General features: G+C 42.9%; 14 protein-coding genes and 2 tRNA genes. 7 read left to right on the top strand and 9 right to left on the bottom strand.

Going from position 1 to position 15,792, the window contains the following annotated elements; translation table 11 throughout:
• Positions 1-9 precede the first annotated feature (9 nt).
• Positions 10-972 (top strand): PorP/SprF family type IX secretion system membrane protein, encoded by a 963-nt coding sequence (locus tag EW142_RS09950; protein WP_130613430.1) that lies wholly within the window; start codon positions 10-12, stop codon positions 970-972.
• Between the two features lies 1 nt (position 973).
• Entirely contained in the window at positions 974-2,917 is a 1,944-nt protein-coding gene (locus EW142_RS09945) for an OmpA family protein (protein WP_130613428.1), read from the top strand.
• 1 nt (position 2,918) lies between these two features.
• Here the strand turns inward: EW142_RS09945 and EW142_RS09940 are convergent, their stop codons facing one another.
• Positions 2,919-4,169, bottom strand: coding sequence for an NRAMP family divalent metal transporter (locus EW142_RS09940; protein ID WP_130613426.1), 1,251 nt, complete (start codon positions 4,167-4,169; stop codon positions 2,919-2,921).
• A 76-nt stretch (positions 4,170-4,245) separates the two neighbouring features.
• Here EW142_RS09940 and EW142_RS09935 point away from each other — a divergent pair, with 76 nt between their 5' ends.
• The 5 genes from EW142_RS09935 (at position 4,246) to EW142_RS09915 (ending at position 10,630) form a co-directional block, all read left to right on the top strand.
• Positions 4,246-5,307 (top strand): alpha/beta hydrolase, encoded by a 1,062-nt coding sequence (locus EW142_RS09935; RefSeq protein ID WP_130613424.1) that lies wholly within the window; start codon positions 4,246-4,248, stop codon positions 5,305-5,307.
• A gap of 61 nt (positions 5,308-5,368) precedes the next feature.
• Positions 5,369-5,962 (top strand): TetR/AcrR family transcriptional regulator, encoded by a 594-nt coding sequence (locus EW142_RS09930; RefSeq protein WP_130613422.1) that lies wholly within the window; start codon positions 5,369-5,371, stop codon positions 5,960-5,962.
• 144 nt (positions 5,963-6,106) lie between these two features.
• Positions 6,107-8,482: an efflux RND transporter permease subunit gene (locus EW142_RS09925; RefSeq protein ID WP_130613420.1), complete on the top strand. Its 2,376-nt coding sequence runs from the start codon at positions 6,107-6,109 to the stop codon at positions 8,480-8,482.
• Between the two features lie 27 nt (positions 8,483-8,509).
• Positions 8,510-9,289 (top strand): outer membrane lipoprotein-sorting protein, encoded by a 780-nt coding sequence (locus tag EW142_RS09920; RefSeq protein WP_130613418.1) that lies wholly within the window; start codon positions 8,510-8,512, stop codon positions 9,287-9,289.
• 126 nt (positions 9,290-9,415) lie between these two features.
• A complete protein-coding gene (locus EW142_RS09915) occupies positions 9,416-10,630 on the top strand; it encodes a hypothetical protein (protein ID WP_130613416.1) in 1,215 nt (404 codons plus the stop codon).
• A gap of 105 nt (positions 10,631-10,735) precedes the next feature.
• Here the strand turns inward: EW142_RS09915 and EW142_RS09910 are convergent, their stop codons facing one another.
• The 8 genes from EW142_RS09910 to EW142_RS09875 all read right to left on the bottom strand — a co-directional run bounded on the left by EW142_RS09910 (position 10,736) and on the right by EW142_RS09875 (position 15,777).
• Positions 10,736-11,167 carry a DoxX family protein gene (locus EW142_RS09910; protein WP_130613414.1) on the bottom strand — a complete coding sequence of 144 codons (432 nt, stop codon included), beginning with the start codon at positions 11,165-11,167 and terminating at the stop codon, positions 10,736-10,738.
• A gap of 67 nt (positions 11,168-11,234) precedes the next feature.
• The gene (locus EW142_RS09905; RefSeq protein ID WP_130613412.1) at positions 11,235-11,786 is read right to left on the bottom strand and encodes a Crp/Fnr family transcriptional regulator; all 552 of its coding nucleotides are present in this window, start codon (positions 11,784-11,786) and stop codon (positions 11,235-11,237) included.
• Between the two features lie 303 nt (positions 11,787-12,089).
• Complete coding sequence (locus tag EW142_RS09900; RefSeq protein ID WP_130613410.1) at positions 12,090-12,815, bottom strand: hypothetical protein; 726 nt, start codon at positions 12,813-12,815, stop codon at positions 12,090-12,092.
• 62 nt (positions 12,816-12,877) lie between these two features.
• Positions 12,878-13,588, bottom strand: a complete 711-nt coding sequence (locus EW142_RS09895) for a collagen-like triple helix repeat-containing protein (RefSeq protein ID WP_130613408.1) — start codon at positions 13,586-13,588, stop codon at positions 12,878-12,880.
• Positions 13,589-13,749: 161 nt separating this feature from the next.
• On the bottom strand, positions 13,750-14,946 hold the full coding sequence (locus EW142_RS09890; RefSeq protein WP_130613407.1) for an FG-GAP repeat domain-containing protein: 1,197 nt from the start codon (positions 14,944-14,946) through the stop codon (positions 13,750-13,752).
• A 305-nt stretch (positions 14,947-15,251) separates the two neighbouring features.
• Positions 15,252-15,336 (bottom strand) — tRNA-Leu (locus EW142_RS09885).
• 27 nt (positions 15,337-15,363) lie between these two features.
• Complete coding sequence (locus tag EW142_RS09880; protein WP_130613405.1) at positions 15,364-15,612, bottom strand: GIY-YIG nuclease family protein; 249 nt, start codon at positions 15,610-15,612, stop codon at positions 15,364-15,366.
• Between the two features lie 92 nt (positions 15,613-15,704).
• Positions 15,705-15,777: transfer RNA gene (locus EW142_RS09875), tRNA-Gly, on the bottom strand.
• Positions 15,778-15,792: the final 15 nt, after the last annotated feature.

Genomic DNA, 15,792 nt, shown 5'->3' with positions numbered 1-15,792 from the left:
CAAACAGTCATGTTAAAAGTATTCACCTTCCTGTTTTTATTCGGGATGGTCTTATGCTTTGGTCAAAAAGAACCCCAGTACACACAGTACATGTATAATATAGGCAGTTTTAATCCCGCCTATGTGGGCACTGTTGAATCACCAGAATTGGCTGGACTTTATCGTGCGCAATGGATTGATATTCCTGGAGCACCTACAACCCTTCGTTTCGGGGTCAATGTGCCTTTTGCCAATGAAAAAACAGGATTGGGACTCAATGTGGTCAACGATGCCCTTGGACCTTCCGATCAAACCTTTATTACGGTTTCGTACTCCTACCAAATTCAATTGTCGGATGACACAAAACTTTCCTTCGGAATTTCGGGAGGAGGTTCCCTGCTAAGTCTTGATTACTCTGAGGGAACATTTAGCAATCCGCTTGATCCCGCCACAACAGGAGAGAATCTGAGCAACTTCTATCCAACTGCGGGAGCTGGCGTGTTCATGTATGATGAAGATTGGTATTTAGGACTATCGGTACCCAATGTGCTCACCAATGGGCTCTACAATGATGAAGTGGCCACAGTGGTAGAAGACAATCTACAATTTACATTTATCGGGGGCTATGTGTTCAATATTTCAGACCGTACGAAGTTTAAGCCTGCGTTTCTGGCCAACTATTTGGAAGGAGCTCCAGTAACGGTAAACCTATCGGCCAATTTTCAGTTTTTGGACGCTTTTACCTTGGGGGCATCCTATCGCTTCGATAATGCGGTAAGTGGGTTGGCTGGATTTCAAATTTCAAATGGGATTTTCTTAGGCTATACGTATGATTACAACACGAATAATTTGGGAGAGTTTAGTGGCGGTTCGCACGAGGCCATTTTAAAATTCTATTTTGGACGTGAAGGAAATCAACGCGATAGGAGTAGGAACAAAAACAAGCCTGCAAAAGGAAAACCGAAGCAAATTGATTCACCAAGATTTTTTTGACATGAAGCGTTACCCCAAAACCATATCTATACTTCTTTTGCTTCTATCGTGCTCCATTGGTATAGGGCAGGAAAAAAAATCCAATGGCGACAATTATTTCTTTCAGTATGAGTATCGCCAGGCCATCTTGGCCTACGAAGCCGAACGATTGACCCAACCGCTAACAGCCCAACAGCAGTTGAACCTAGCAGATTCATATTTTAAGACCAATGCCTTTGACAAGGCCTCAGACCTTTATGCTTCGCTCTACGAGAATGATTCATTAATGACAGGTCATCATTTCAATAAATGGTTGCAGAGCTTGTCCAAGAATTCAAAGAAAGGTCGTGTAAATGAGTTGCTGGCCCAGAAACCCGAATATTTATCACGGGAATTAATGGAAAATGCAGAGTTCAATACTGCCCTGTTGCAAAGTGAAATAGCGAGCACCGAGCCGGATTATCAAATCTTCAATGCCGCTTCAAATAGTGCCCAATCTGATTTTTCACCTGCTTTTTATAGGAACGCCGTGTTGTTTTCGAGCGGCAGGGTTCAAAACACCAAGAAAAGAAATCGTGCCGGGAATGGTTTTCTCAATATTTTTGTTTCAGGAATTCGACCTGATGGACAACTTGCACAGCCCATTACTTTTGAGGGGATTCCTAGTTCAAATTTTCACAAGGCGACACCCTATTACTCAGCAGGCCTTCAAAGTGTATTCTTTGTGACTTCCAATTCTGAAAATGGCGAACTGCTTTTTGATGAAAATGGAAAAAACGCACTTTCCATTGCAAAGCAAAGAGAAGGCGGGACCCTACAATTTTTGTTCAGGGACCTGAGCACTTCGTTCTATTATCCTTTTTATGATGAAGGAACGGAAAGGCTGTATTTCGCAGCTAATTTTGAAGATGGTTATGGAGGAACAGATTTGTATTACGTTTCTACCAATAATGGCCAAATTATGTCCGCACCGGTCAACCTAGGGCCCCGTATCAATTCGCCAGGCAATGAGATCTCTCCCTTCATTTTCGAAAATAGCCTATACTTCGCTTCTGATGTTTTCTATGGTCTGGGGGGAATGGACGTTTATAAATCCAATATCGAGTCAAGGGATGCTTTTAGCATACCCATAAATTTGGGTGAAGGCATCAATTCCGCTGAAGATGACTTCGGATTGATCATGCGAAATGAAGGCGATGGGCTTTTGGGTTATTTTGCTTCCAACCGCTCTGGTGGAAAAGGTGATGATGATGTTTATGGGTTCAAATTGGATGAAAAACCAGGGTTAAAAACATTGACCCTGCGAGGGATTGTGAGTAAATCGAATCGTTCATCGGAAAAGATTCCCCAAGCATTGGTTCGATTAAAGGATTCCCAAGGAAATATTTTGGCCCGAACCACAACCGACGATGAAGGAGCTTATCGCATTGAGATTCCATGGCAAGAATCAGTTACTGTGGAGTCGGCAAAGAATAGATTTTCCACCTATTCCCAAGTCTATGATGAAGATGAGCTGACCTCTTTTGAAGGACAGGATTTCAATATCAGCCTTGCTGCCTATGATGATTTGGTGGAGGAAAAAGAAGGTCAAACCGTAGTGAAGTTGAAAGATTTCTTTTTCAATACGGGTCAGACCAGTTTAATCCCTGAAATTACTGCAGAACTCGATAAGGTTGTGCAATTCAACAAGGATTTTCCCTCCGTACAGTTTCGTATTGAAACCTATACGGACAGTAGAGGTGGCAGTAGCACCAATTTCCGTCTTACGCAAAATAGGTCGGATGCCATTAAAAGCTACTTGATCGAGAAGGGAGTGCCCTCATCCAATATTTTGTATTCCATTGGGTATGGGGAGGAAAAAATACTCAACAATTGCACCAACGGGGTGTATTGTTTGGAAATTCTACACAAGAAAAATCAAAGATCATTGATTGTTGTGTTGAATGACAACGTACTTTTCGAATAACCTAGGTCAATAACATCCAACAATAGTAAAGGGCAAACAGAGAGAGAAAGACCATGCCTACGTAGGTAAGGGCCTGAAGTCCTTTTTTGGGCTTAAACTCTTTTGGAATATCTTTCCCCAAAACAGCTTTAAGATTCATCCACCCAATCAAGGGAGCCATCACAAAAGACACGAAAGTTGCCAAAGCCACTAAATTGCCCATATGGGCACCAAAAGCGGCAATCACGACCCAGTTGACCAAGGCCATAAACAAGACGGTATACGAAAAGGCATTTTTATGCCGAAAAGCCGAAGTTTTTGAAAACAACTTGTCCAAAACGTCCAAGCTCACCCTCGAAACAGCATCATGGGCCGTCATGCAGGTACTGAACATGGTGGCAAAGGCAGCCACGGCAATTAATATGTAAGCCCAATTACCAATATGGGTCGTAAATAATCCAACAACCTGGTCAGCAAAAACGACAGCGTTTCCGCTTAGTTCCGTGCCTGTACCATAGAGGGTCATCCAGCCAATAACCAAAAAGAAAATGGCTAATAAAGCCGTCATAAAGTATCCGACATTAAATTCCTGCAAAGCCATTTTTAATGTAGGTTTGGACTTCATCGTATTTTGGTTTTCAATGGTCCAAAGACTCACCCAACCTGATGCTTCCACCGCAGTGGGCATCCACCCCATAAGGCTGATCAAAAAAAGAATGCCAACCTCATTAAAAATTTCAGGCGCTACGTAATTTGTGGTATCGGCGACCGGACCTTTGTGTATGACCATTACCGTAGTAACCAAAAGCGCCAGGAACAATATGGAAATTACGGCCTTCAGGGAATCCTCTAGAAATTGATACTTTCCAATGATGAGCAAAGCACTAATGAACACAAAAAGCCCAAAGGCGACCAGACCAATATCCGCCTCTATTTGAAAAAGGTTGATAAAAAGACCGGAAGTGACCACATATAGTGCCGCCAAGATGGTGAATGTGGAAATTAGGGTAATAAAGGCATAGATCCAGAGGTAACCCTTTCCCATGTTCAAGTACCCTTGAATCAAACTTTTTTGGGTAACAGAAGTATAGCGGATACCGAATTCGAAAAATGGATACTTCAATACGTTGGCCAGAATAATTGGGATGACCATTACCCAACCATATTGTGCCCCACCCTTTGTGGACAGCACCAAATGCGAAGTGCCAATAGCCATACTTGCAAATAACAGCCCAGGGCCAAGGTTTTTGATAAGTGTTTTGAGTTGTGACATAAAAGGGGAGTACGTAGGACGAAAATAGTATATTTATCAAATACCACTATGCTTGCACTCAAAAACTCATTTGTTCATGAAAATTGCCCTTAAAATTGTAAAAGTTGTTGTGGGGATTTTGTTCCTGCTTGGTTTTTTCTATGTTTTAGGTCCCAAGGTGGAGAAACCGAATTTAGATACTGTACTTCCTGAGGTGGAAACCAATCTTTTGGCATTGGAAAAAATGATTCAGGAACGTGAGCAAGACATTTCTAATCTGAAGCCGGACAATGAAGCGCGAATTATCTGGTTCGATAGTATTCCCGCCAAAACAGAGTATTGTATTGTCTATTTGCATGGATGGTCGGCCAGCCAAGGGGAGGGGAGTCCTTTGCATACGAATATTGCGAAAAAATATGGGTGTAATCTCTATCTACCTCGTTTGGCAGGACACGGGATCTTCGAAAAAGAACCCATGCTGACCATTACGGCAGATGCGTTGATTGATTCTGCTAAAGAAGCTATTGCCATTGGCAAACAGTTGGGGAAAAAGGTCATTCTTATGGCCACTTCCACAGGGGGAACCTTGGCCTTGCATTTGGCCCAGGAGGATTCTGACATTGCCGGTATGTTGTTGTATTCTCCCAACGTTGAAATCTATGATAAAAATGCAAAACTATTGGCTGGCCCTTGGGGAGTTAATTTGGCCAAAATAGTGAAGCAAAGCGATTATCATGAATTTGAAGCGAATGAAGCACGAAAAAAATATTGGACCCATAAATATCGAGTGGAGGCCCTAACACATTTACAGGCTTTGGTGGATAATACCATGGTGCCGGAAACTTTTGAAAAGATTACCCAACCTGTTTTTATGGGCTATTTTTATAAAAACGACTCCATTCAAGATAAAGTGGTCTCTGTTCCCGCGATGTTGGAAATGTTCGAACAATTGGGTACAAAATCCAACGAAAAACGAAAAGTGGCCTTCCCAGAATCGAACAATCATGTGATGACATCCTATATTACCTCCAAGGATTTAGCTTCAGTTGAAAAAGAAACCCAGAGGTTTCTGGAGGAAATCTTAAAGATGAAATCCATTGATAATCAATTTGTTGTGGAAAAGGTTGAGAAAGAACAATTGCAGGTTCACCGACCCTAAACCCTAAATTTTCCCTAAAAAATTTGGTTTACTAGACGACCGGTCATATTTTTGGTGCGCAATGGAGAGAAAGACAGAAAAGGGAGAGATGAAGAACGACACCCTTCTAGAGAAAGGGATGGAGATTCTTTGGTCGAAAGGATATAATGCCACTAGTATCAACGATATTGTGGAAGCGGCTGGCGTACCTAAAGGTTCTTTTTATTTCTATTTCAAAAGCAAGGAAGATTTCACCGTAAAAGCCATCGAGAAATACTTCGGAACAATGTTCCCACCTGCTTTGGAGGTATTGCAAAACAAATCGGTATCCCCCAAGCAAAGAATTCTTGATTTTTATGAGTTTCGTTCCCAAGTGCTCAAGGATGAACTGAATTGTAAAATGGGCTGTATGGCCTGTAATTTGGCCAGTGAGATGGCTGAGCACAATGAGGAAATACGAAAAGCCATTGAAGTGAAAACCCAATTGGTCAATACCTATATCACCGAAGCGGTTGAGGAAGCTCAGGAATATGGTGAAATTGATACCACATTGAATGCCGCTGATTTGGTGGCATTCTTGGAAGATGCAGGGAAGGGAGCCATGGTAACGATGAAGGAAAGGAACAGCGCATATCCTATCGACAATTTCATGAGCATGGTCAGGAAGTTGATTTAATTTTTTTTGATCAATTAATAGATGACCGGTCAAGTATTAAATTCAGTGATTATATTCAAAGAAAAGTTGACCAGTCAGTTATAAGTATGTCCAATTCATTGCCACTAAAACGTCTTAAACCAAAACAGTAATAAACTAAATCCAATGAACGCAATCAACAAAGCCAAAAATGCAACCAATGCATTTGCAAAAAACTGGGCCAATTTTGTCATTAAATTTAAATGGCCCGTTTTAATTTTCACCATTCTACTGGCCACGGGCCTAGCCTCCCAAGGTAAAATGCAGTTTGATGGTGATTATCATGTATTTTTTAGTGAATCCAACCCAGAATTGGAGGCTTTTGATGCCCTTCAAGAAAAGTATACCAAAGACGACAACGTAATTGTTGTGCTAGCACCTAAAAATGGGGACATCTTTACCAAAGAAAACCTAATGGCCATTGAGGAGCTGACCGCTGAGGCTTGGAATACACCGTATTCGTCAAGGGTGGATGCGGTTACCAATTTTCAGCATACCAGCGCCCAAGGCGATGATCTCTATGTAGATGATCTTTCCTACGAGTCGGTCTCCAAAACAGATGCCGAAATTTTGGAAATCAAAGAGAAGGCACTTAAAGAACCTTTATTAGTTCATCGAATCATTAATGAAACAGGAAGTGTAACAGCCATCAATATCACCGTAAAACTTCCCGGAGTGGACAGTGCCACCGAAATCCCAGAGGTTACTATTGCCACACGTGAAATGATTACCAATTTCAAGGAAAAACATCCGGAGTTCGAGGTGTACACCACAGGTCTGGTGCCCTTAAACACTGCCTTTTTTGAGGCCGCTCAAAGAGATTTGATGCTGACCATGGTAATGTTGCTGATTGTTATCGGGGTCACCTTGATTTTGACCCGAAACATTTTTGCGACGATTGCCACACTTTTTGTGGTGCTGTTTTCCATTATGAGCGCAGTAGGGTTCCTCGGATTGAATAACATTAAACTCACCCCTCCATCCTCAGTATTCCCGACCATGATATTGACTCTGGCCGTTGCTGATAGTATCCATATCCTCATCACCTTCCTGCAGAAGGTACGTAAGGATGGGATGGAGAAAAAGGAGGCACTGGTTGAGTCCATGCGACTGAATTTTATGCCGGTATTCATCACCAGTTTGACCACAGTCATCGGATTTTTGACCTTGAATTTTGGGGATGTACCTCCATTTTGGGACTTGGGGAACATTGTCGCTTTTGGGATGACCATGGCCTTCTTGTTCTCAACAACTACCCTTCCGGCCTTGATGGCGATTTTTCCAATTTGGAAAAAGAAAAAGTCAGCCGAAGCAGCACAGGAAAAAATGGGGTGGTATACCAACTTGGGAACCTTTGTAGTGGCCCGACCTATTCAATTGACCTTGATTTCCACCGGGATCATCGCCATTTTGACCTTTTTGGCAACGAAAAACGTCTTCAATGACGAGTTTGTGGAATACTTCGATAATTCGGTTCAGTTTCGAACAGACAGTGATTTTGTAAACGATAACCTCACCGGATTCTACAATGTTGAATTCTCGGTGGGAAGCGGTGAAAGTGGAGGTATCAACAACCCGACCTATCTGCAAAAACTCAATGCCTTTGAAGATTGGATGGAAGAGCAACCCGAAGTGGTCCATGTTAACGCGTTTAGCGAAGTGGCTCGCAGAGTAAACCGCTCCATGCATGGGGATAATGAAACCTATTACAGGGTTCCTACCAACAGAGAGGAAGCTGCACAATATCTGTTGCTTTATGAATTGTCACTCCCTTTTGGTCTGGATTTGAACAACCAAATCAACGTGGATAAATCGGAAAGTCGGGTCACGGCTACCCTCGAAAACATAAGCAGTGCCGAAATGATAGCGTTTTCCAATCGGGCTGAGCAGTGGTTGAAGGACAATGCTCCAGAACCCATGCATGCGATTGGCGTAAGCCCGACGATGATGTTCTCCAAATTGGGATTCCGACAGGCCGAAAGTATGTTCAACGGAAACATTGTCGCCCTCATCCTGATCTCGCTGGTGTTGATGATCGCCCTGCGCAATTTCAAACTGGGCTTGTTGAGTATTATCCCAAATGTGACCCCAGTTTTGGTCGGCTTTGGTTTCTGGTATCTGTTTAAAGGAACCATCAATACAGGTATGGTCATCGTTTTCGGGATGACGTTGGGGATTATCGTGGACGATACCGTGCATTTTATGAGCAAGTTTCTTCGGGCGCGTAGGGAATTGGGGTACGATGCCCGGGCGGCTATCATCTACGCCTTCGAAACAGTGGGCAAGGCCTTGGTGACTACCACCTTGGTACTGTTAGCAGGCTTTATTGTGCTTTCCACATCTTCCTTTGCCTTAAACAGTTATATGGCCCGAATCACGGTGATTATCATCCTAGCCGCATTGATCATTGACTTCTTTTTACTGCCATCCCTATTGATTTTGATAAGTAGGGAGAAAAGCGAAAAAACTGTCACTAGAGCACCACAGGTGCAAACCAATTAATTGAAGAAAATCCTATAAAACAAAGCAATGAAAACAATCAGATTATTTTTAGTAGCCAGCATAGCTTTACATGCATCTTTTATTTCGGCGCAAACCGCCGAAGAACGTGGACTTCAAATTGCCAAAGCGGCAGAAAAGGCCGATGAGGGCTGGGGAAGTTCTTCCGTGGACCTGAAAATGGTCTTGAAAAACAAGAACGGACAAACAAGTCAACGTTTTTTGAGCAACAGTTTCCTTGAACTGACTGAGGACGGCGATAAATCACTCATCGTTTTCGATAGCCCGAAGGACGTTAAGGGCACCGCAACTTTGACGTTTACCCATAAAGTGGGCAGCGACGACCAGTGGTTGTACCTCCCATCCATAAAAAGGGTGAAGCGGATTTCCTCGAACAACAAATCGGGGCCTTTTGTGGGGAGTGAGTTTGCCTATGAGGATCTATCCAGTCAAGAGGTGGAAAAATATGCCTACAAATTTATCAAGGCCGAAGGTGACTTGCTATATGTGGAACAAGACCCAGTAGATCCCAAGTCAGGATATACCCGTAGGATTGCCGTGTACAACAAAGACAAGGGATACCGTCTGGAGAAAATGGATTTTTACGACCGTAAAAACTCCCTTTTGAAGACATTGACCTATGAGGATTATAAGCTTTACAAAAATAAATATTGGAGAGCTTTGACACTGAATATGGTCAACCATCAGACCAACAAGGAGACCTTGTTGACCTTTAGCGATTACAATTTTGCTGCTGCGCTTTCCGATGAGAATTTCACGGAAGTAGCGCTTAAAAGAGCGGGAAAATAACAACGGAAACATTCAGAAACAGCCATATCGGAAACGGGTATTTTGTTGTGATAGGTTAGCAATCCTTCTTAAGGTTGATTGTTCCCCAATCTGATATGGCTTTCTTCAATAGTAACATTTTTTGATATGCAGCACGTGTTGCGACATCTTTTGTTCCTCGGTTTCGGCGTTTTGGGGATAACAGGACTTTTTTCCCAAGAAGCCGAAGAACGCAAGGTCACCCAAGAATTTGAACTGGAAATGGAAGCGGAGTACCGCTATTTTTGGGATGATGCCCAATTTGAGGATCAATTGGACCACTATCCTTCCATAGCATTGCGACCTGAATATTCGGTAGAATGGAACGATGGCTATGAAAGTATCAACTTTACGGGCTTTTTACGAGTAGACCGGGATGATGAGCGTACCCATTGGGACATTCGTGAGTTGTACTACCAAAAAGCGAAGGATAATTGGGAGTTGAGTGCAGGTCTCAAAAAAGTGTATTGGGGGGTGGCCGAAAGCAATCATTTGGTCGATATCATCAACCAAACGGATGCTGTAGAAACTTTTGACGGGGAGGAAAAATTGGGACAGCCCATGGTGCAGTTCAGCTATATCACCAACAAGCTCGGAACCTTTGATTTCTTTTACCTGCCATACCATCGCAGACGGACCTTTCCTGGAGAAACAGGGCGATTGCGTTTTGGCACGGTCATCAACCAAGATGATATTGGATATGAAAGTGGGGCAGAGGAGTGGCGACAGGACCTGGCTATTCGGTGGAAGCACTATTTTGGGATTTTCGATATTGGGCTATCCCATTTTTATGGGAATGGTCGCGAACCCTTGTTTGTTTTTGATGCGTTTGGAAACATACAATCATTTTATCCCGTGATTCACCAAAGTGGAGTGGATTTACAGATTACCCACGATGCCTTTCTTTGGAAAGTGGAATCCATCTATCGGGATGCGGATGCTCAAAGTTTCTTCGCCCTGGTGGCCGGGTTGGAATATACCTTTAGCAATATCAATGGCAACGGCCTCGACATTGGCCTTTTGGCTGAATATCTCTATGACGAACGGGATGAACTGGCCTTGACCGCCTTGCAAAACGACATTTTCTTTGGAAGTCGATTGGCCTTTAACGATGTACAGGACACCTCTGTTTTAGTTGGCGGCATTGCCGATTTGGAATCGAGCAGTGCTATTTTTAGTTTGGAGGCGTCCCGACGTTTTGGCTCCAATTGGCGGGCTGAGGTAGAGGCCCGCATTTTTAGCTCGATAGCCGAGGATGAACTGATCTTGGGCAACTTTCGGGAGGATAGTTTTCTAAGGATAACCTTATCCCGATTCTTTTAGAATAAGAAGCTTGATAGAAAAGCTGAAATCATCCACGAATAGTTCTTGTATAAAAAGCCCCAACTAAGTTGGGGCTTTTAATTTTTCGTTGATGAAAACTCGTTGCTAAACCTTATTAGGGAAAATTAGGGTATCCAGTTCCCAATGTTTTTCCCGAAGCAGACTCAATGCAAAAGCAGCAGCAGCAGCGGTAAAAACAGAATAGTCAAATGACCCTTTTATGTTCGAGGAAAATGTTATTGCCAAGGCAAAGGCCAATAGTAAATAGCCTGAAAGCTTGGCAAACAGTTCGGTCTTAAACCCGATAAGAAGGCATAAAGCAAAAACAACCTCCAGTGCTGTGGCCATAAAGGCGACAGCTGGAATAATCGCTGGGGGGAACCAAGGGTTCATAGCCTCCGTACTTTGAACAAAACTGTCCCAATTGCCCCAAGCGTAAAGTCCTTCGGGCCAGAGGCCCAATCGGTCGGCCACGGCAGATAAAAAGGCGGTTGCAATGGCCGCTCGCAAGAATAATTTGATATATCTTGAATTCATATAAATGTGATTTTGGGGCAAAATTAAGATTCCAATACTCCTTACGTTTTGACATTTATCAAAAAGTTCAAGGCATTTTTCGAATCCTGCTCAAGGTTTCCTGTGTCATGCCCAAATAAGAGGCAATATGGCCCAAATTTACCCTTTGTATGAGTTGGGGCCGCGTTCGTATTAGGTTCTCATATCGCTCTTTGGCAGAATAGAACAAGAATTCTTCAATGCGGTCCGCGCCTTCTGTGTACATGCGTTCCAAGACCAGCCGTACATATTTTTCGTATTCCGGATATTGGGATAACAAGTCCTGTAGCGTCTTGTACGATATGGAAAGGACCTCACTGTCTTCCAATAGTTCCACATTGTAGCGGCTCTTTTTTAGACTGATAATACTGTCCACAGCCGTGATGACCTCCCCTTCGGAGGCCAAATGCACGGTGATGTCCTTGCCGTGCTTATAAAAGAAGGTTCGGGCCAGGCCTTTGTGAATCAAATAAATGTGCTTGCATACTGTTCCCTTTTCGTGAAGTAGATGGTTTTTGGGAAAGCTATGCTGTTCCATCAGTTCAAAGATCTTGGAAATAAGATCCAAAGGAACCAGATTATCAAGTTGATTAAAGTTCATAAGCGATAGCTATACCCTTTCTGCCCTTATGGCGCGAAATCACCATAAACTTAGAAAATTGTAGGGTAGTAGCCTCTTTGAAAAAGAAAAATATGAACTACTAGGAAATGTAAAGTATGCGCTCCATCCTTATTTTGGGGAATTTTCGGGAGGACAGCTTTTTGCGGGTGACACTCTCGAGGTTTTTTTAGTAATCACTCAAACGAACAAAAAAAGCCAAGGTTTAACCTTGGCTTTTGTACAATATGTTAATCGTGCTACAAGTAATTTTGAAATTGTATCGAAAAGCTTGGGAACAGTATGCTACAAACCACCACCGGATGAACCTATTTCCTCAAATACAATGACATCGACTTCTCCCGAAATACTCAAATCGTTCTCAGAATCGTTGTTTTCAGCATCAACATTAAGGGAATATGAAAAGGTAAGGTGGTTGGTCTCATCGTCAAAAACTAGGTCGGTGAGGACAAAGTCGGTGACCCCGATGTCTCCCAATCTATGTATGTCATCGATTACGAAGTACTTATTGTCCTGTCCAAGAACAGTGTAGCCATTAATTTCGATTTCCAAGTAATCAATTACCTCATCTGATTCCCCCAAATTGGTAATGACCAAATCAAAATAGATATAACTCGACTGATATACATCGTCAGGAGCACTGAGAAAACGTTGGAAATCAAAATCATGAGTTATGTCCTCGCCTTCTTCGGAAATGGATAAGTTATTTATGTAATACATGTATTCTCCACTTACTGAATAGAACTTAAATGCTGTTGAATCTTGAAAAGCCACATTATCGGGCCGCGTGCCCTCAAGTTTAAGGCCGATATGGCCATATTTTGTGAGTTCGTCAAAGCCGACGCCGTTTTCGCCGGTTGCACCCATATCGCCTGTTGCCCCAGTGGCACCGGTTGCTCCAGGTGCTCCATCCATACCTGGTATTCCGTCGGCACCGTCTTCGCCGGTGCAGGAGGTTAAACAAAGGGTAACGGCCATGAGGGCCAACAAACATAGTTTTGGTAGTTTCATGATATTTTTATTTAATATGTTGATAAATAGAGACTCGCGAGAAACAGGCCCCAACATTGGAATTAAATGCCCGTAATTTCCTCAAACACGATAACGTCTACTTCGCCGGAGATGCTGAGGTCATGCCCGGTTCCGTTCCCTTCATAATCTGCATTAACAGCTATTGCATATGAAAAAGTAAGATTGTGGGTCTCTTCATCAAAGGTCAGGTCGGTGATGGTAAAGCTGGAAATTTCAGTTTCATCATCATCATAGCCATTGTCTACAACAAAGTATTTGTTGTCATCTCCAATTACAGCATAATCATTGATGTAAAAAGATTTGTAGGTAATGGCTTGGTCTGTTTCTCCCAAATTGGAAACCTCGACATAAAATTGTACATAGGTCTGCTGAGGCGAATCCCCGGGAGAACTCAGATATCTGGTGAAAACAAATACGTTATCTAGGGATTCATCGTGTATGTAGGTGTTGTTCTGATATTCATCATCAAAATCTATAGGGGTGAACTTAAACAAGGCAGAATCCTCAAATTCAACGCCGTCCAGTCGGGTGCCTTTTAACACTAGGGAGACATTTCCGTATTGGGTTAGTTCATCAAAACCGACACCGTTTTCGCCAGTTGCGCCAGTTGAGCCCATATCACCTACCGGGCCAGTATTCCCTTGTTGACCGTCTATACCGGGCTGTCCATCTGTACCGTCCTCGGGGGAGCAGGAGGTTAAACAAAGGGTAACGGCCATGAGGGCCGCGCTAAAAAGTTTTAATGCTTTCATAAGAATTTGGTTTTCATAGTTTTGGGTAAAACTAGGGAGGGTGAAAACCTTAATAGACCATGAATTGATGGGTGCTTGAAATGAATTGACGAATGGGGGTTTTGAAATATAGCTTCTTGCTGAGAGCTAGGGCAGTAAAGTAAAATACAGTGGGGGAGAACCTATGGTTTGGTTTGGAAAAGCAACACATCGCTTCCCCTAAAATTGGCCAAGTAAACATCAGCAAGGCCGTCCCCATTGAAATCCGCGAAGGCAACATCAAAGGTATAATGATCGAGTTTTGGAAAATAGTCAGCAGTGTGGTCTACAAAGGTGTTTTCTCCATTGTTCAGTAGCACCAATTGTTGCATACCGTTAAAACGATTTCCGGCCACAATATCCAAAAAGCCATCATGGTCCAGATCATACAACAGGGCCCCGACCGTTCTTAAACTGCTTGAAGGTAGGCCCGTAGCCGTGATGTCTTGGAAATAGCCTTTTCCATCATTGATAAGCAGTCGATTTTGGGGATTGCCGATTCCGCCAAAATCCACATTGGCCAAAAAGAGGTCGATGTCCCCATCATTGTCCAAATCCCCAGCTTCGATTTCACGGGTTTGGTGCTTTCCGATGTTCAACCGTTCTTGTGATTCATCAGTGAAATGTCCGTTTCCATCATTTATCAATATACGACTGATAGATTCATTGGCTTCCAACAAATCCAAATCCCCATCATTGTCAATGTCCACCGCTTCCATATCTTGGGTGGTTTCGGAGTTCAAATCCAGTCTTTTTTTGGACTCATCTTTGAAATTTCCCTTTCCATCATTGATCAACAAAAAATTATTGCCCCGGTTTCCGATGATCAGGTCGGGATGGGCGTCGTTGTTTACATCCGGAGCTATAACCACATTGGAAACTCCAAGAAAATTTTGCAGGGCACTGGATTTTTTGAAAAAGCCCTTTCCATCATTGAGATAATACTCATTGGTTTTGTCATCTTCACTTACGAAGATGATATCCAAATCGTTGTCGTTATCGAAATCGGCGATGGCAATATGCTCGGAATCATGACGGTTTTGGGGAAGTCTTGACCGACTTTCATCTGTAAATTTTCCGGAACCATCATTGATAAGGATTTGATTGGGTTGAAATTCCTTGGCAATTACCAAATCCAAGTCACCGTCCTTATCAATGTCTACGGCCTCTACGTCCATGGAGTTTTTGGAGGTGTCAATGCCTTCGAGGTTGGTGTTGGTGACATTTTTAAAGGGGAGAGCCGTTTGAATTTGGGAATCAAGCGGAATGGTATGAAATGCGAGGAGTGCTGAAAAAACCAAAATAACGAACAAAACCAGTACCCAATATTTTCCTGACATGGTGAGACTCTTATTTCACAATTCTCAAGGTAACAAAAGCCTAGATTACCGACTGTTTAAATTCTCCTAATTTTACTCAGTGGAATTCTTAAAACAAAAAAGCCAGTGATTTTTCACTGGCTTTTGCATACATCTGTACTCGAGGCGGGAATTAGCTCCGCTGAGTCTCTTTCGAACATCTTGAACATGCAAAAGCCCTCCTTGCGTTGTGCTTTTTCGTTTCTCTGAACTGCGCTCGAACAGGTTCGGCTCGCCCTTCAAAACAAAAAAGCCAGTGATTTTTCACTGGCTTTTGCATACATCTGTACTCGAGGCGGGACTTGAACCCGCACGGGCAAAATGCCCACAGGATTTTAAGTCCGGCGTGTCTACCAATTCCACCACTCGAGCAGGACTTAATTTAATCATTTGATCATGCTATGTGTTGACCAAACTTTTCAGGAATTCCTTTCCGGAGCCTGATTTTAATTTCTTCTCATAATTTCTGGCCTCCAACCTTGTTTCAAATTCCTTTTCAAAAATCAAAACAAAAGGTCTGTAAGGCTTGGTCGTTTTGTTTTTCCCCGAGTTATGTTCATTGAGCCTTCTTCTAACGTCGGAAGTTATCCCGACATAAATATAGTTTCTTTTCAAACTACTTAGCGCATAAGCATAGAACGTTTCCATCAACTCTTTTATCTACCAACCTGCCTGCCGGCAGGCAGGTTCCACCACTCGAGCAGGACTTAAACAAAAAAACGCTGCGAACAGCGTTTTTGAGCGAAAAACGGGATTCGAACCCGCGACCTCCACCTTGGCAAGGTGATGCTCTACCAACTGAGCTATTTTCGCATTTAAAAGAACACC

Origin of the sequence: Flagellimonas allohymeniacidonis, from assembly GCF_004296335.1 — a bacterium.
GTDB lineage: Bacteria > Bacteroidota > Bacteroidia > Flavobacteriales > Flavobacteriaceae > Flagellimonas > Flagellimonas allohymeniacidonis.
This window is presented reverse-complemented; position numbering and strand designations above follow the sequence as displayed.